Source organism: Streptomyces sp. NPDC057302 (assembly GCF_042667685.1).
In the GTDB taxonomy this organism is placed as follows: domain Bacteria; phylum Actinomycetota; class Actinomycetes; order Streptomycetales; family Streptomycetaceae; genus Streptomyces.
Window position 1 is genome coordinate 1 of sequence record NZ_JBHUZJ010000015.1, and the last position, 16,905, is coordinate 16,905.

Here is a 16,905-nt window from a genome sequence, read left to right on the forward strand (position 1 = left end):
CCTTCTTCGTGAAGGCGGGGCCCGGCCCATCGGCGTCGGCGGCTCAGAACCCCCTGCGCGGCCCCGGCGGCAGCGCGGCCGGGAACTGCTGGTGCATCGTGCCGTGCTGCTCGTGGCCGTAGCGGGTGACGTGCAGCTGGCTGAAGGTGTTGTTCCGGGGGTCGTGCCGGTCGCCGACGCGGTGCATGCCGTACGGCGCGCTGCCGAACGACGTGAAGCCCAGATCCTCCTCGCCGGTCCGGTCTCCCGGAAGGGCCTTGAACGACCTGCGGTACTCCGAGTAGAGCGCGTCGTAGATCGGCGTGGCCGAGTAGTCGGCCCCCGTCTCCTGCGCCGAGCGCATGGAGGGGATGGGGGTCTGGTACGCCGGCCGGGGGCGGGAGGGGTCGTATGTGTGCACGTATGTGCCAACGACCCCGTCCGCCTACGGATGCGGGGGCCGCGCCGCTTTCACGGCGCGGCCCGCACGGGCTCAGGTGCCGGCGAGCGGCATCGCCGACGCGACCAGACGGCCGTGCACCGCGGCCTTGTCCAGGGCGCCGCGCAGCAGGTCCTCGCGGGGCTGGCGGCCGATGGAGCCGACCGGCGCCGCGAACAGCAGCACCGTCTGCAGCTTGTTGGCGGCGGCCCGCCAGGCATCGGTGACCTGGAGCGGGTGGTGGGCCTGCCACCAGGCCACGGGGGAGCCGCCGCCGACGCCGGGCTGGAGCACGGCGTGCAGCTGGCCCGCGGCGAGCAGCACCGACCAGCCGTGCAGCACCGGCGGCACGGTGTCGAGGGAGGCCACCGGCGAGAAGCCCTGCTCGACCAGGAGCGACAGGAAGTCGTCGCCGCCGCCGGGCGCGGAGCCGGGGCGCGCGACGGCGCCGGTCGGCTCCACGACGAGGGCGGGCCGCAGCTCGCCCTCGATGAGGACGAGACCGCTGGTCACGCCGAGGACCGCCTGGTCGGGCATTCCTCCGACGGGACCGGCGGCCGGGACCCCGGCGACGCCGGTGCCGTCCTCGCCGGTGATCGAGCGCACGGCACCCTGCAGCTGCTCCTCGGAGACCTGGACGATCTGGGAGGGCAGGCAGGTGGCGTGGGCGAAGGCGAGGACGGCCGTCTCGTCGCCGATGAACAGGACCGTGCTGGTGCGTTCCTGCTCCGTGTCGCCTGGAGTGCGGCAGGAGGTGCAGTCGTAACTGCCCGGGGCGTTCTCTCCGGCGAGCAGCCGGTCGGCTTCTTCGTCGCCGATCTCGGCGCGGACGTCGTCGCCGACGTCGAGCATGCGCGGCACGGGGGCTCCTCGGAATCGTTGCGTACGGACCGGGGGTGCCCGGCTCATAAGAAGACAACGGGCGATCAGTGGCGCAGGTCACGCGCGAAGGCGAACGGAATCGAACCATCCGCAGCGGAGGGTGAGTTGTCCGGCGGAATTCGTCACTCCGCGCCAATGTCTTCTGCGTACAGGCAAGTTGGTGCGGTGAGCTGGGTCACAGATCGCCATGGCGACAGGTCGACAAATACTGAAATCAGGGAATTAAGTGGCTGGCCTGAAATCGCCGATACTCCGGGTAACAGTCAACTGGCCTGGAATGACAAGGAGTTGGTTGATATCGGGGCGAGCGGGCGCCTAGATTCCACCGCCGTGTGCAGCGAGCACCGCTCGGGTACGTCCGCCGGCCGCACCAGTCAGCCAGCTCGAGCACCACGGCACGAACGTGCCGAACTCCGGCGGACGGGGTGAGCGGGCCTCCGGCGTCAGATGCGCGAGGAGGCCCGGGACACCTGGGGGACCCCGGGTCCTTCGAGAGGGATATTCATGTCCGCACGTCCCAGTAGCGTTCGCAGGACAGCAGTGATCGGCGGAGCGGCGTTGCTCGCCCCGCTGGGACTGCTCACCGCCACCGGCCAGGCCGGAGCGGCGGACAGCGGAGTGTGGGATCGCATCGCTCAGTGCGAGAGCGGCGGAAACTGGCACATCAACACCGGGAACGGCTACTACGGAGGACTCCAGTTCTCCGCGTCCACCTGGCGGGCGTACGGCGGCGGGGCCTATGCGGCCACCGCCGACCAGGCGTCCAAGGGGCAGCAGATCGCTGTCGCCACGAAGGTCCAGCGCGCTCAGGGGTGGGGCGCGTGGCCCAGCTGTTCGGCTCGGGCGGGTGCGTCCGGCGGCGCGCCGGGGGCGGCAGCCGCTCCGGCGGCCCCCAAGGCGGCCAAGGCTCCTAGGGCGGCCAAGGCCCCCAAGGCGGTCAAGCAGCGGCCCGCCGCACCGCAGCAGCGTGCGCCCGGTCATGCCGACCGGGGCTCCGGGCGCGGTGACTACACCGTTCGGCAGGGGGACACCCTGAGCCGGATCGCGGCGGCGCACGGCGTCAGCTGGCAGAAGGTGTACGCCGCCAACAAGGCGGTCATCGGTGGGGATCCGAACGTGATCCTGCCGGGGCAGCGGCTCGATCTCTGAGTTCCGTCCACCAAGGGCGTGGTCCCGCTCGGTCGGCTGACCGGGTGGGGCCGCGCCCGTGGCGGCGCGGCACGGCCCCGTGCCGCGGGGGCGCTGCCTAGCGTGGGCGGATGTATCCGATGCCGATCAAGAGTCTTCGCAAGGGTCTGCGCGCGGGTCTTCGGTCGCTGTGGCCCTCTGGTCTGGTCGTCGCCGCTGCCACCTCCCTGCTGCTGCCCGCGCCCGCGAACGCCGCTCCGACGCCACCGCGGCCCCTGCCGGGGCCAGGAGCCCTCTTCGCCGCGTACGACTGCTCCCGCACCGAGGGGCGCTGGAACTGCCTCGCGCAGTGCGAGAGCACCAGCCGGTGGCACGTGAACACGGGGAACGGCTTCTACGGAGGGCTGCAGTTCAAGCAGTCCACCTGGGAGGAGTTCGGCGGGCTCAAGTACGCGCGCCGTGCCGACCTCGCCACCAAGGCGGAGCAGATCAAGGTCGCCGAGGAGGTGCTTCGGGTCCAGGGCTGGAAGGCCTGGCCGGTGTGCTCCAAGAAGATCCCCCGGGAGATCCGCGAGGGCTGGGGCGTCGTGCATGTCGTCAAGGCGGGGGAGACGCTGAGTTCCATCGCCCGGCGGTACGAGGTCAAGGGCGGATGGGAAGCCCTGTATCGAGCCAATCGCAAGGAGGTCGGGGGCAGCCCCGACCGGCTGTCTGTCGGCACGAAGCTGGTCATTCCGAAGAAGGCGGGCAAGGGGTCTGAGTCGGCGAAGCCTTCGAAGGAGGCCAAGCCTTCGAAGCCGGGGAAGCCGGGTGGGTCGGCGACGCCCTCCGTGTCGGCTAAGCCCTCCGAGTCGGCGACGCCCGCTGAGCAGTCCAAGGGGCCTGAGCCCGTCGAGTCGGCCGAGTCTGCGAAGCCTGCCGAGACGGCCAAGCCCGCCAAGACGGTTGAGCCTGATGTGTCGGCCACGCCTGCCGAGCCTTCCGGGTCGGCCAAGCCCGCCAAGCCCGCCGCGTCCGTCAAGCCTGACCCGGCGCCGGTGGGCTGAGTTCGGTCGCCTCGCCGCTGAACACGACCGCGCCACGGCGCAGTTCGTGCACCACCACTGCCGTCCGGCCCGCGTGTTCGCGCAGGCCGGGCGGCAGTCGCTGTTCCGCGGTCATGACGCAGGTGTGCGGGCTGCGCCTGCTCAGGCCGACGAGGAGCTCGTACGTACGGGACGCGACGGCGGGGGACATGCCCTGGGTGGGTTCGTCGATCAGGATCACCCGGGCGTCGGCCGTCAGAAGGGCGCGGGAGAGGGCGAGCATGCGTTGTTCGCCGCCGGAGAGGGTGCCTGCTCTGCGGGGGAGGAGCGGGCGGAGTTGGGGGTACGCGTCCAGGGCCGGGGTGATGTCGGGCTTGTTCCTGGGGCTGGGCCTGGGCCTGGGTCCGCGTCCGGGGCCGGAGAGGTCGAGGTTCTCGGCGACGGTGAGGTGGCCGAACACCGCTTGCCCGTCCGGTACGAAACACAGGCCGCGCCGCGCGCGTGCGTGGGCGGGGAGCCGGGTGACGTCCGTGCCGTCCCAGGTGACCGTGCCGGTGGTGAGGGAGGCCGTGCCGGCCAGGGCGCGCAGGGCCGTGGTGCGGCCCGAGCCGTTGCGGCCCAGGAGGACGGTGAGGCCGGGGGACGGCGCGGCCAGGGTCACGCCGTGCAGGGCCTCCAGGGGGCCGTAGTGGACGCGGGCCTCGTGGAGTGCGATGCCGGTTCTCATGGGGCCATCCTGTGGAGGACCTCGGTCGGGGGGCCTGAGGTGACGATGCGGCCTGCTGCCATGACGTGCACGGTGTCGGCCAGGTCCGCGACGAGGTCCATGTCGTGCTCGACCACGAGGAGCGCCATGCCGTCTGCCGCGAGGGCGCGCAGGACGCGGGCCAGCGCGGCCACTTCGGCGGTGTCCAGGCCTGCTGCCGGTTCGTCCAGGAGGAGCGTGTGGGGGTGGCCTGCCAGGGCTCGGGCCAGTTCTACGTGTCTGAGGGTGCCGGTGGGGAGGTCTGCGGCGGGGTGGTGGCGGGTCGTGGGGTGGTGCAGGGAGAGGAGGCGGAGGGCTTGGGTCGTGGCTTGGGGGTGCGTGGGCCTTCCCTGTTCCGCGCCTACTTGGATGTTCTCGGTGACAGTGAGGGAGGGGAAGACCGCCAGCTGCTGGAACGTGCGGGCCACGCCCAGGCGGGTTCGGGCGTGGGCGGGGGTGCGGGTGATGTCCTTGCCGTCGAAGGTGATGCGGCCCGTGTCGGGGCGCAGGGTGCCGGCCAGGCAGTGGAAGAGGGTGCTCTTGCCTGCGCCGTTGGGGCCTACTACGGCTGTGATGTGGCCGGGGGGTACGGAGAGGTCCACGCCGTCGAGGGCGGTGAAGCCGTCGTAGGTGGCGGTGATGTGGTGGGCCGTCAGGGGGGCCGGGGTTCTGGGGCGGGGTCCTGTTGGGTGCGGGGTCTCGCGGCGGGGGCCGTTCTGGGGCGGGGCCGCGCCGGTATGTCCGTCCTCGCTGTCGTCCGGTGGCCGCGGGGGTTCTTCGGCGGGGGAGTCCAGCGAACCGTGCTCCGGGCGGACATACCGGCCCGTCCCCTCAGGTCGGTTCGGCGGCTGCGGGCCTGTGCCGCTTTCGGTTGCACCGTCGTCGTCGCCGCTCTCCGCGTGTCCGCTGCGGGGCGAGGGAGCGGGGTCCGGCTGCTGACCGCGCGGCAATCGGACGACGCCCAGCCGCCCACCGCCGATCAGCCGGCCGAGGCCCGCCCACAGACCAAGGAGGTGTGTCCGTCGGCTGTTCGGTGTTCGGTCGGGGCTCACCGGCCGGCTGCCGGGCAGGCCGTTCTGGCGCGTTCGACGGCTGCCGGGCCATCGGGGGAAGCCCGCCCACCCTCTGCCCGGCGATCGGAGGAAGCGCGCCCGTCGGCCGCCGGACTGCCGGTCGCTGCCCGCCCGCCCCCCGCCCGGCCATCGGATGAGGCCCACCCACCCGCTGGTGCCGCGGGGCAATCCGGTGGGTGGGTGGGAGAGCTTGTTCGTGGAGGGGGAGATGCGGGGCGATCCGGGGGGTGGGGTGAGGATGTTGCGGGCGCGCTTGCCCAGGGGGGTTAGGGCGAGGCGGCGGCGTAGGTCGGTGGGGGGTGGGGTGCGGGTGGTCAGGAGTGCCAGGACGCCTATCAGGGCCGCTGCCACACCGCCCCGCGTGCCCGCGTCCAGGCCCACCAGGAGCGCCGCCGCCAGCAGCGCGCCCAGGAGGCTGTCCGCGCCGAGGACCACTACCGCCGCGAACCAGAGGAGCCCCCGCACGGGGTCGTACGCGGCGGGATCGAAGGCCCGTAGACCCATGCCCAGCATCCCGCCCCCCAGGGCGGCCAGCGCCGCCCCGGCCACGAAGGCCGTGAGTTTGAGGGAGCGCACGGGCACGCCCGCAGCCGCCGCCCCCGCCTCGTGATCCCGCATCGCGGCCAGCGCCCGCCCCATGCGGCCCCGGCGCATGCTCGTCGCGAAGAGCAACGCCGCGGCCAGCAGGACCAGTTCCAGGACGTAGTACGCGCGGTCGCTGTCGAAGCCCGCGGGGCGGTCCAGGGCGAGGCCCGACGTCGCGTACGGCTGGGCGAAGACGAAGCGGCTGACCCCGACGCCGACCGCGAACGTCGCGAGGGCGAGCGCCAGGCCGCGGCGGCTGATCGCGGGCCAGCCGGTGAGCAGGCCCAGGGGGGCCACCAGGAGGACGGCCACGGCCAGGGCCGGGAGGTGGGGGAGCTCGGGGAGGCCGGGGAAGCGGCCCGCCGTCAGGAGGGCGGTGAAGAGCGCGCCGAGACCCGCGTACGCCGCCTGGCCCAGGGATATCTGGCCGCCCCTGCCGGTGACGATCACCAGCGAGAGGAGGATGACGGCCAGGGCCGGGACCTGGACCGAGGTCGTCAGGTCCGAGCCCGCGAAGCCCAGCGGGATGAGGAAGAGGACCGCCGCCACGATCCACGCGCCCGGCGGCGTCGGGAAGCGCGCCGTCGCGGTGCGGGGCAGCGTGTTGTGCGAGCCGATGCCCGGGAGGACGAGCGCCGCGACGAGGAGGGCCACCACGAAGATGTTCGCGCCCAGGGACTGGAGGAGCGGTTCCGCCCAGCCCGACGGGTGCAGGCGGGTCAGCTGGCTCTGGGCCACGCCCAGTCCCAGGGCCACCACCACGGCTGTGGACAGGCTCCGCATGCGGGCCGCCACCGCTACCGCCACCACCTCCATCACGAGGAGCGGCATGCCGTACGGGTCCAGGCGTACGAAGGGGGCGAGCAGCGCCCCGGTGAGCCCCGCGGTGAACGCGCCGAACGCCCAGCCCGCCGACGCCACCCGGTCCGCGTCGACGCCGCTGAGCACCGCGAGGGGGCGGTTGTCGACCACGGCCCGCAGCTCGCTGCCGAAGCGGGTCCAGCGGGTGACCGCCCAGACCGCGGCGGCGAGGGCGATCGTCACCGCCAACTGGGCCCAGGGGTCCGCCGATACGAGGGTGGGGGCGTCTGCCTTGGCTCCTGGGCCCCAGATCAGTGCGGCGCCCCCGACCAGGAGGATGAAGACGCCGAGGGACGCCACCAAGGTCCGGGCCGGGTCGTTGCCCAGGACCGCCAAGGGGCGGAAGACCGCCCTCTCCAGGAGCAGGCCGATGGCCGGGGCGATCAGGAGGAGCGTGACCGCCGTGGCCAGGGGCAGGGGCCAGTTCCACTCCGTCGTCAGCTGGCGCAGCACGTAGGCGCAGACCATCGCGATCGCGCCGTGCGCGAAGTTGAGGACACCGGTCGCGCGGTACGTGACGATCAGGCCGATGCCGGTGAGGGCCGCCGCGCTGCCGACCGCGAGCCCGGCCAGCGTCAGGTCGTAGCTCAGGGAGGCCACCGGGTCATCGCTCCGGGGGCGGGGTGGTGGCCGGTTGGGGTTCGCAGATGGGGCAGGGGCTCAGGTCGCCGGTCGCGATGATGTGGGCGTCCGCGGGGACCGCTTCCGGTTTTCCGGCCACCAGGGGGCAGTCCGCCCGGTGCCAGAGGGTGCCGCCGGGGATCATCAGCGACTCGCCGCTGATCGCCACGGGGGCCTTTCGCTCCGCCGCCGGGGGAGGCGTGCCCGCCGTCACCAGGAGTTCGTACAGCTCCTCCACGCGGGAGGTGGCCAGGGTGCTCCTGCCGTGGGTGAAGAGCACCGCGCCCGCGATGATCAGTGCGGCGCCCGGCACCGTACACGAGGCCAGATAGGGGAGCTGCCGCTCGGCGAAGCGCTCGCCCGACATGCCGTACCAGCCGACCACGCAGAGCACCGCACCTGCGGCGAGGGCGGCGAAGGCCACCCAGAGGAGGGGGCGCACGGCACGGAGCCGCTGTGCCGGGCCGGCTGCCTGATCGAGTGTCTGGTCGGCCGGCTGATCGGGTGTCCGATCCGGTTCCTGATCCGGTGTCTGATCCGGTTGAGCCGCCCGCATCTGCGCCCCCTGGGACACGTTCGTAGCGTCGGTGGGCTGTCCATGTCAGCCGATGGCTTGCACTATGCCTTCTGCAAGCTGACCCTGAAAGCTCCGGGCGCTGACCGCCCGGACCGATACCGGTGGTGAGCCAGATGGTTCTCTGGACCAGCCCCAAGCGGTGGAGTGATCTCAGGCGGGGAAGGGTGCGGAGCGCGGCGATGGCGGCTGCCGCGGTCCTGCTCGTCGCTCCGGCCGCCGTGGCATGCGGTGACGACAGCGGCGGGGGCGGCGACAGCGATCCGCCCAAGCCGTCCGCGGAGAAGTCGAGTCAGGACGCGCCTTCCGACGACGCCTCGTCCGACGACGCGCCTTCGGACGACGCGAGCGCGCCCGCGGATCCGGCGGCGGCCGAGAAGGAGGTCAAGAAGAACTGGGAGAAGTTCTTCGATCCCGCCGTCTCCATGAAGGAGAAGGAGGCCGTCCTGGAGGACGGGCCCAAGATGCGCGCCGTCCTGAAGGGATTCAGCGGCGACGAGCGCGGCAAGCAGGTCAGCGCCGAGGTCAACAAGGTCGAGTTCACCTCGGCGACCGAGGCGGACGTGACGTACGCACTGACCCTGAAGGGTGCCACCGCGCTGCCCGGAGCCTCCGGAACCTCCGTCCACGTGGACGACACCTGGAAGGTGTCCGTCAAGACCCTCTGCGCACTGGTGAAGCTGAGCGGCAATGCGTCGCCCGGTCCGGGCTGTTGAGGCCCTTGCCGTAGCCGCGCTGCTCGTCGCGGTGGCGGGGTGCGGCAGCCGGCTGCCCGAGAGCGACTTCGAGGACAGGAGCACGGCGCCCGCCCCGTCGCGGGCGCCGGTCCGCGTCGGCATCATCACCAGTGCGACGAGCCCGGTCGGCGGCTCCGCGTTCACCGGGCCGCGCGACGGGGCGAAGGCGTACTTCGAGCGGCTGAACGCCCGGGGCGGCATCGACGGGCGCACGATCGAGGTGCGCACGTGCGACGACGGCGGCAGCGGCGTCGGCAACAGCGCATGCGTGGACAAGCTGATCGACGAGGAGCGCGTCGTCGCGCTCGTCGCGACCAGTTCCCTCGACTACGCCGGTGCCTCCCGCGTCTCCCGCGCGCGCGTGCCCGACGTCGGAGGCCAGCCGATCGGGTCCGCGTACGACACCTATCCGCATCTCTACGGGATCTACGGCAGCCTCGCCCCACGGAACGGGAAGCCGGGCTGGGGCGGCAAGCTGATCGGCGGGACCGAGGTCTACCGCTACTTCGAACGGGAGCAGGGGGCGCGGACCGCCGCCGTCGTCTCCTACAACCAGGCGGCCTCCGCCGCGTACGCCCGTCTCGTCACCCGGGGCCTGAAGGCCGAGGGCTACAAGGTGGTCACCGAGCAGGTCGACTTCGCGCTGCCCAACTTCCGGGCGGCGGCGGCCGACCTGAAGGAGCAGGGCGCCGACCTGGTCTTCGACGCGATGGACACCCACGGCAACGTCCAGCTGTGCGAGGCGATGGACGAGGTGGGGGCGAAGGTCACCGCCAAGGTCACCAACGTGCAGAACTGGACCTCATCCGTGGCCGAGGACTACAAGGACGCGCCGCGCTGCCGCAACGCCCTGTGGGTCACCGGCGCGAGCCGCAACTACGAGGACTCCGGCCGGCCCGCCGTGCGCGAGTTCCGTGCCGCCATGAAGGGGCACAAGGAGCTCTCCCAGTGGCAGCTGGAGGGCTGGGCCGCCGCCATGTGGTTCACGGACGCGGCGACGTCGTGCCGGGGTGACGTCACGCGCGCGTGCGTCGACCGCTTCATGAACCGGGGTACGCCGTACACCGCCCGGGGGCTGCTGCTCCCGGTGACGTACGAGAACCGGGCCGATCCGCCGGGCACCCGTGAGACCTGTGTGTCGGTGGCCCGCTGGAAGGACAGTGAGGGCTGGGTCACACAGGGAGACATGAGCAAGAACTGCTTCGACGTGCCGCAGCTCTCCTACCAGCCATGATGTGTGTACCTAGCAGGAAAGTTCCCAATACCGAATATCAATGGCACAACTGTTCAGGAACAAGATGATGATGGAACCCAACCCTCGGGCCGTAATCCCCGTCTAACCCTGCGGTAGGCGGACGAGAGGGACTGTCCGCGGGGAAGCGGGGGATACGGGGACGCATGCACATCTCTTTCCTTATTCACAACGCGTACGGAATCGGCGGGACGATCCGGACGACGTACAACTTGGCGAACACTCTCGCCGAGCAGCACGACGTCGAGATCGTCTCCGTCTTCCGCCACCGTGACGAGCCCGTTTTCTCCCCTGACTCCCGCGTCAGGCTCAGTCACCTTGTCGACATCCGCAAGGACAGCCCCGGCTACGAGGGGGATGCCGCCGACGCCCTGCGGCCCGCCCGGACCTTCCCCAGCGCGGAAGGCCGTTACGACCAGTACAGCGCCCTCACCGACCGGCGCATCGCCGAGCACCTCTCCTCGGTCGGCTCCGACGTGGTGATCGGTACGCGCCCCGGCCTGAACGTGCACATCGCCCGCGAGACCGCGCGCGGCCCGCTGCGCGTCGGCCAGGAGCACCTCACGCTCGACAGCCACTCCAAGGAACTGCGCCGTCAGCTGCGCAGCGTCTATCCCCGCCTCGACGTCCTGACCACGACGACCGAGGCCGACGCCCGCGCCTACCGCCGCATGATGCGACTGCCCGGCGTCCACGTCCAGGCCGTGCCCAATCCCGTGCCCGCGCCCGGCATCGAGCCCGCCGACGGCAACCAGAAGTGGGTCGTCGCGGCGGGGCGGCTCGCCCCCGTCAAGCGGTACGACCTGCTGATACGGGCCTTCGACCAGGTGCGCGCCGAGCGTCCCGACTGGCGGCTTCGGATATACGGCGGCGGCAAGCAGAAGGACAAGCTGCGCGCCCTGATCGACGAACTCGGCCTCTACAACCACGTCTTCCTGATGGGGCCCGCCCACCCCATCGAGCCCGAGTGGGCCAAGGGCTCCATCGCGGCCGTCACCTCCAGCCTGGAGTCCTTCGGCATGACGATCGTCGAGGCGATGCGCTGCGGCCTGCCCGTCGTCGCCACCGACTGCCCGCACGGCCCCGGCGAGATCATCGACAACGGCGTCGACGGACGCCTCGTCGAGGTCGGCAACCCCACCGCGATCGCGGGCGGCCTGCTCGAACTGATCAATGACGACACACTGCGCCAGCGGATGGCGGGCGCCGCGCTCCACGACTCCGAGCGCTTCGACCCGGCCCACATCGCCGAGCGCTACGACGCGATGTTCACCGGGATGCTCGCCCGCGGCAGCTCCTTCGGCGGCCGGATGCGCGGCTCGCTGCACCGCACCCGCGGCGCGCTCCTGGGCGGCGCGTACGCGGTACGGGACATCGGCATACAGACGAAGGGATCCACCGCATGACGGCCTTGGCCACCTCGGACGCCTCATCGCCCTGCGACGACGCCGGCGTTGATCAGGATGTCGCCGCGGCACCGCGCGCCGACTGCATAGCCGACTCCGCGGGTGGCCTCACCTTCGACGTCACCGACCCCGGCGGCAAGGGCGCGGCCTATCTGCTGCTGCGCCGCCGCGACGCCGCATCCGCCGACGAGGACGTGCGCCTGCCGCTGTCCCCGGCCGCCGACGGCAGGCTGCGGGCCGCGCTGCCCAGCAGCGTCGAACTGGCCGAGGGCCGCTGGAACGCCTACGCGGAGGTCGGGGGCGCCACCCCGCGCCGCCTGGCGCCCGGCGTCAACGACCTGCGCTCCCTGGTCGACCGCGCCCCCAGCGGGGCCCGCGGCCACATCGCCGTACGCATTCCGTACGCGACCAAGCAGGGCAATCTCTCCGTACGCAGCTGGCTGCGCGCCCCGCACGCGGAGATCGGCGAGCTGCGGATCTCCGGCGCCGCGGTGACCGCGCAGGGCCGCGTGTACGGCACCGTGCTGACCACCGCCGCCTACGCGGAGGCGTCCCTGCGCGCCGAGCCCGACCGCATCGAGCGCTCCGAACTGACCGCGGACGGCGTGGAGTTCAGCTTCGGCCTGCACTGCGACGTGCTCGCCCACAGCGGCCCCGGGCCCTGGGACCTCTGGCTGCGCCCGGCGGGGGAGAGCGGGCCGCGGATCCGGCTCGCCCGGCTCCTGGACGACGTGCCGGACAAGAAGCAGATCTTCACCTACCCGGCGGTGCGGCTCGACACCGCGGTGCACGGACCGCTCGACGCGGGGCCGTACTACACGAACGACAACGACCTCTCGGTGCGGATCCGCGAGGCGAACGCGGTCGAGGACTGATCCGTCGAGGATTGACCCGGGGGCCCGTCGCCACGTGCTGACGCCATCGCGGACCGTGGCTGTCCGCGACGCCGGGCACAATCGGCCCCATGTTGGAGACCTCCGCACGACTGCTCCGCCTGCTCTCGCTGCTGCAGGCCCACCGCGACTGGTCGGGCGCGGACCTGGCAGAGCGGCTCGGCGTCACCCCGCGCACCGTGCGCCGTGACGTGGACCGGCTGCGCGAGCTCGGCTACCCCGTCAACGCGAGCCCCGGCACGGGCGGCGGCTACCAGCTGGGCGCGGGCGCGGAGCTGCCGCCGCTGCTCCTGGACGACGACGAGGCGGTCGCCGTGGCCGTCGGGCTGCGCGCCGCCGCCGGACAGGGCATCGAGGGCATCGGCGAGACCTCCGTACGCGCCCTGACCAAACTGGAGCAGGTCCTGCCGAGCAGGCTGCGGCGCCGGGTCGGCGCCCTGACCGCGTTCACCGTGCCGATGTTCCGGACCCCGCAGCAGCAGGCCGTGGACCCCTCGGTCCTGACCGAACTCGCCCACGCCTGCCGGGACGCGGAACGCCTGCGCTTCGACTACCGCGACCACGGCGGCAGTTCGAGTCGCCGCACCGTCGAACCGCACCGCCTCGTCTGCACCGAGCGCCGCTGGTACCTGGTCGCCTGGGACGTCGACCGCGACGACTGGCGGACCTTCCGCGTGGACCGCGTCACCCCCAGGCCGCCGCACGGACCGCGCTTCGCCCCCCGCACCCCGCCGGCCGGCGACCTCGCCGCGTACGTCTCCCGGGGCGTCTCCACGCGCGCGTACGCCGCCCAGGCGGTGGTCCGGCTCCTGGTGCCCCTGGAGGAGGCGGCCCAGCGGATCACCCCGTCGGCCGGCACGCTGGAAGCCGAGTCCGAGAGCAGCTGCCTGCTGCGCACGGGCGCCATGAGCCTGGACGTCATGGTGATCCATGTGCTGCTGATGGGCTTCGAGTTCGAGGTGGTCGAGCCCGCTGACTTCACCGAGCGGCTCAGCTCGGCCCGGGACCTCCTGAGCCGGGCCCTGGACCGGGGTGCTCGGTCTGCGGATCCGGGTGCTGGGTCCCCGGAGGCTGGAACGCCGCGTACTCGGGATGGTGCAGATCGAACGCCGGGGACTCGGAGCGGATCCGGGGCAGCGTGACGAAGTTGTGGCGCGGCGCGGGACAGGCGGTGGCCCACTCCAGGGAGCGGCCGAAGCCCCAGGGGTCGTCGACGTCGACCTTCTCGCCGTACTTGGCGGTCCTCCAGACGTTGTAGAGGAACGGCAGCGTGGACATGCCGAGCAGGAACGCCCCCAGCGACGAGATGGTGTTGAGTGCCGTGAAGCCGTCCGCCGCCAGATAGTCCGCGTACCGCCGTGGCATGCCCTCGGCGCCCAGCCAGTGCTGGACGAGGAACGTCACGTGGAAGCCGATGAAGAGCGTCCAGAAGTGGATCTTGCCAAGCCGCTCGTCGAGCAGCTTCCCGGTGAGCTTGGGCCACCAGAAGTAGAAGCCGCCGAAGGTCGCGAAGACGACGGTGCCGAACACCACGTAGTGGAAGTGCGCCACGACGAAGTACGAGTCGGTGACGTGGAAGTCGAGCGGCGGCGAGGCGAGGATGACGCCGGTGAGCCCGCCGAAGAGGAAGCTCACCAGGAAGCCGATCGCCCACAGCATCGGTGTCTCGAACGACAGCGAGCCCTTGAGCATCGTCCCCGTCCAGTTGAAGAACTTCACGCCCGTGGGGACCGCGATGAGGAAGGACATGAAGGAGAAGAAGGGCAGCAGGACCGCGCCCGTCGCGAACATGTGGTGGGCCCACACGACGACCGAGAGGCCGGTGATGGCCATCGTCGCGCCGATCAGGGGCAGATAGCCGAAGATCGGCTTCCTGCTGAACACCGGGATGATCTCGGAGATGATCCCGAAGAACGGCAGCGCGATGATGTAGACCTCCGGATGCCCGAAGAACCAGAAGAGGTGCTGCCACAGCAGCGCGCCTCCGTTCTCCGGGGCGAACACCATGGAGCCGAAGCGCCGGTCGGCCTCCAGGACGAGCAGGGCGGCGGCGAGGATCGGGAACGCGAGCAGCACCAGGATCGAGGTGAACAGGACGTTCCAGGTGAAGACGGGCATCCGGAACATCGTCATCCCGGGCGCCCGCATCCCGATGATGGTCGTCAGGAAGTTCACCGAGCCGAGGATCGTGCCGAACCCGGAGAGCGCGAGCCCCATGATCCACAGGTCGGCGCCGATCCCCGGGGACCGCTCCATGCTGTTGAGCGGCGCGTAGGCGAACCAGCCGAAGTTGGCGGGGCCGCCGGGCACCAGGAACGAGCCGAGCACCATCAGGCCGCCGAACAGGAACAGCCAGTACGAGAGCATGTTGAGCCGTGGGAAGGCCACGTCGGGCGCGCCGATCTGCAGCGGCATGATCTCGTTGGCGAAGCCCGCGAAGGTCGGCGTCGCGAAGAGCAGCAGCATGATCGTGCCGTGCATGGTGAACATCTGGTTGAACTCGTTGTTCGACATCAGCTGCAGCCCGGGGCGGGCGAGTTCGGCCCGCATCATCAGAGCCATCAGGCCGGCGGCGAGGAAGAACACGAAGGACGTGATCAGGTACAGGTGGCCGATCTTCTTGTGGTCGGTGGTGGTCAGCCAGTCCACCAGGACCCGGCCCGAAGTCTTGTGCCGGACCGGTGGTGCGGCCTCGGTCGCGGTATCAGTCCCCATCGCTCGCCCCTTCGCCGTCGCGCCGCTGGGCCTGCCTGAAGCACCCGCCATGATGCTCGCGTCACACCCGGATCCGACAGGGGGCGTACCGGCCCGCTGTGCTGGAACCATGAATTCCCTATACGGCGTCACATCCCGGCGAGCGTCCAGGATTCGGGAATTGCGCGGGGTGTGTAAAGGTGCCTCGTCCACTTTTCGGCCGTGCTATTACGGTCGTTTCTGGGCGCGGTCCGCGGCCTTGCGGTATATCCGGGAATCACATCGGAACAACTACGGAACCGCCCGTACGTGTGACGCGGTTAAGGCGAAACGCCGGTCGTGATGCTGTGACAAAAGCGTGACCGGGGAGGGACCGGTGACGCATGGTGTCCGGCTATGGCCTTCCCCGGCCGGGCCGCGCCGCCTAACGTGGCGGCCATGGCACCTATTCCGACCCCTCCCGCCGAACCCCAGGACACCTTGGACGCCTACGTCGGCCTCGCGGCCGACGGCGCGGAGCACCAAGCCCGCGAGCGCGGCTGGTCCACGGTCAGGTCGTTGCCGCCGGGCGCGATCATCACCATGGAGTACCTCGCGGGGCGGCTCAACTTCGAGGTCAAGGAAGGCGTCGTGATCCGCTGCTGGAAGGGCTGACCGCGCCCCCGGCGGTGTAGGACGGCGTACGGGCACGACATGGCGAAGGCCCCGGTTCCTGGACGGAACCGGGGCCTTCGCGCCGCGGGGGATGGGTTGTGCGTACCGACCCCCGCTGTCCCTGGGGCTGCCTCGGGCTAGCCGCCCGCGACCGGGCGGGGCGACGTGGCGGCGCGTGAGGGGCGCTCGGAGTGCGGCGGGCGGCGGCTGCCCGCCGGGGTCACCGGGCTGCGCTCGGAGCGCGGTGTGTGCGGTCCTGGCGCGAGGTAGGCCGGGGCGCGGGCGGGGCGCGAGGCGCCGACCGGCTCGCGGACCTGGGGCTCGTCGGCCGGTGCGGCGGCGGGCCGCGGCGACATGGCGGGGACCGGGGTGGCCGGGGCCGGGAAGCGGGCGCCGGTGCGGCGGTCGCGCCACAGGTCCCGCAGGCTGAAGATCCAGCCCTCGACCCGGGTGAGCAGCGGCTCGACCCAGGGCAGCGCCAGCAGGACGAGCAGACCCGCGGCCCAGCCGAGGAAGACGTCGCTCAGCCAGTGGGTGCCGAGGTACACGGTGGTCAGGCCGACGCTGAGGGAGACCACGGCGGAGAGCGCCGAGAGGTAGCGGCGGGTGCGCGGGGTGGAGGCCATGTAGGCCAGGATTCCCCAGGTCACCACGGCATTGGCGGTGTGACCCGAGGGGAATATATCGCCGCCGAGCCACATCTCGTTGGCGCCGATCGTGGTGGCGTAGTGCGGGCCGAGGCGGCCCATGCCGATCTTGGCGGCGCCGACCGTGATGTTCAGGAGCAGCAGGGCGGCGCCGAACGTCAGGAGCGGGCGGATGGTGTGCTGACGCCAGGAGCGCCAGCCCAGCCAGGCCGCGACCATCACGGCGGTCGGGCCGCGCTGGCCGAGGACCACCCAGTAGTCGAGGAAGGCGTGGATCTCGGGCCACTGCTGGTAGGGCCGGAAGAACATGACCTGCCAGTCGAACCGCACCAGCCACGAGGTGGCCAGCACAGCGACCACGATGGCGAGGTAGAAGGCGAAGGTCGCGCTGAAGAGCACGATCCTGTGCCTGCTCATCCTCGGTACATCGAGGCCGGCCGGTCGTTCCGGCTCACGGTCGAGACGGGCGAAGACCCGGTCCAGACGGGTGAGGTTTCGTTCGGTACGCACCCAATCGACGTTACAGCGAGTGAGTGCACCGCTAGGCCGAATCAGTGGCTTTGTGATGACGATGTGATGTGGCATTGATCTCAGACGGGGGTTTATTCCCGCCGATTCCCTATTCCGCGACAAGCCCCTTACTGAATTCGTTGATCATTAGTGCGGCCGTTATATGGCACTTATTAATTCGTTCACCGGGGCCTGGTGCG

The 16,905-nt window shown here is 71.4% G+C and carries 14 protein-coding genes and 1 pseudogene; 8 read left to right on the top strand and 7 right to left on the bottom strand.

What is annotated here, in order from left to right:
* Positions 1-43 precede the first annotated feature (43 nt).
* On the bottom strand, positions 44-343 hold the full coding sequence (locus ACFUPX_RS13700; protein ID WP_383320574.1) for a hypothetical protein: 300 nt from the start codon (positions 341-343) through the stop codon (positions 44-46).
* A gap of 129 nt (positions 344-472) precedes the next feature.
* A complete protein-coding gene (locus tag ACFUPX_RS13705) occupies positions 473-1,279 on the bottom strand; it encodes a hypothetical protein (RefSeq protein WP_383320576.1) in 807 nt (268 codons plus the stop codon).
* 525 nt (positions 1,280-1,804) lie between these two features.
* On the opposite strand from ACFUPX_RS13705, the gene ACFUPX_RS13710 reads away from it, so the two are divergent.
* Together ACFUPX_RS13710 and ACFUPX_RS13715 are read left to right on the top strand one after the other, a co-directional pair.
* Positions 1,805-2,449 (top strand): transglycosylase family protein, encoded by a 645-nt coding sequence (locus ACFUPX_RS13710; RefSeq protein WP_383320578.1) that lies wholly within the window; start codon positions 1,805-1,807, stop codon positions 2,447-2,449.
* A 119-nt stretch (positions 2,450-2,568) separates the two neighbouring features.
* Positions 2,569-3,474, top strand: a complete 906-nt coding sequence (locus tag ACFUPX_RS13715; protein WP_383320580.1) for a transglycosylase family protein — start codon at positions 2,569-2,571, stop codon at positions 3,472-3,474.
* On the opposite strand, the gene ACFUPX_RS13720 is transcribed toward ACFUPX_RS13715, so the two are convergent.
* From ACFUPX_RS13720 to ACFUPX_RS13730, 3 genes are read right to left on the bottom strand one after another with little or no spacing between them, the layout of a single operon-like run.
* A complete protein-coding gene (locus tag ACFUPX_RS13720; protein WP_383320581.1) occupies positions 3,446-4,180 on the bottom strand; it encodes an ATP-binding cassette domain-containing protein in 735 nt (244 codons plus the stop codon). The genes ACFUPX_RS13715 and ACFUPX_RS13720 overlap by 29 nt on opposite strands.
* Positions 4,177-7,317, bottom strand: coding sequence for an ATP-binding cassette domain-containing protein (locus tag ACFUPX_RS13725; protein ID WP_383320583.1), 3,141 nt, complete (start codon positions 7,315-7,317; stop codon positions 4,177-4,179). The genes ACFUPX_RS13720 and ACFUPX_RS13725 overlap by 4 nt, the downstream gene beginning before the upstream one ends.
* A gap of 4 nt (positions 7,318-7,321) precedes the next feature.
* Complete coding sequence (locus ACFUPX_RS13730; RefSeq protein WP_383320585.1) at positions 7,322-7,780, bottom strand: hypothetical protein; 459 nt, start codon at positions 7,778-7,780, stop codon at positions 7,322-7,324.
* 248 nt (positions 7,781-8,028) lie between these two features.
* On the opposite strand from ACFUPX_RS13730, the gene ACFUPX_RS13735 reads away from it, so the two are divergent.
* The 5 genes from ACFUPX_RS13735 (at position 8,029) to ACFUPX_RS13755 (ending at position 13,342) form a co-directional block, all read left to right on the top strand.
* Positions 8,029-8,628, top strand: a complete 600-nt coding sequence (locus ACFUPX_RS13735; RefSeq protein ID WP_383320587.1) for a hypothetical protein — start codon at positions 8,029-8,031, stop codon at positions 8,626-8,628.
* Entirely contained in the window at positions 8,603-9,883 is a 1,281-nt protein-coding gene (locus ACFUPX_RS13740) for an ABC transporter substrate-binding protein (protein WP_383320588.1), read from the top strand. Before ACFUPX_RS13735 ends, ACFUPX_RS13740 begins: the two co-directional genes overlap by 26 nt.
* Before the next feature lie 164 nt (positions 9,884-10,047).
* On the top strand, positions 10,048-11,307 hold the full coding sequence (locus ACFUPX_RS13745; RefSeq protein WP_383320590.1) for a glycosyltransferase family 4 protein: 1,260 nt from the start codon (positions 10,048-10,050) through the stop codon (positions 11,305-11,307).
* A complete protein-coding gene (locus ACFUPX_RS13750; RefSeq protein ID WP_383320592.1) occupies positions 11,304-12,182 on the top strand; it encodes a hypothetical protein in 879 nt (292 codons plus the stop codon). The genes ACFUPX_RS13745 and ACFUPX_RS13750 overlap by 4 nt, the downstream gene beginning before the upstream one ends.
* 89 nt (positions 12,183-12,271) lie before the next feature.
* Positions 12,272-13,342 (top strand): helix-turn-helix transcriptional regulator, encoded by a 1,071-nt coding sequence (locus tag ACFUPX_RS13755; RefSeq protein ID WP_383320594.1) that lies wholly within the window; start codon positions 12,272-12,274, stop codon positions 13,340-13,342.
* 46 nt (positions 13,343-13,388) lie between these two features.
* Here the strand turns inward: ACFUPX_RS13755 and ctaD are convergent.
* Positions 13,389-15,026, bottom strand: a pseudogene (ctaD, locus tag ACFUPX_RS13760) (cytochrome c oxidase subunit I); the annotation flags it as partial.
* A gap of 306 nt (positions 15,027-15,332) precedes the next feature.
* Between ctaD and ACFUPX_RS13765 the strand changes: the two are divergent.
* Complete coding sequence (locus ACFUPX_RS13765) at positions 15,333-15,548, top strand: I78 family peptidase inhibitor (RefSeq protein ID WP_383320596.1); 216 nt, start codon at positions 15,333-15,335, stop codon at positions 15,546-15,548.
* A 137-nt stretch (positions 15,549-15,685) separates the two neighbouring features.
* Here ACFUPX_RS13765 and ACFUPX_RS13770 read toward each other — a convergent pair whose 3' ends face one another.
* A complete protein-coding gene (locus ACFUPX_RS13770; RefSeq protein ID WP_383320598.1) occupies positions 15,686-16,705 on the bottom strand; it encodes a phosphatase PAP2 family protein in 1,020 nt (339 codons plus the stop codon).
* Between the last annotated feature and the right edge of the window lie 200 nt (positions 16,706-16,905).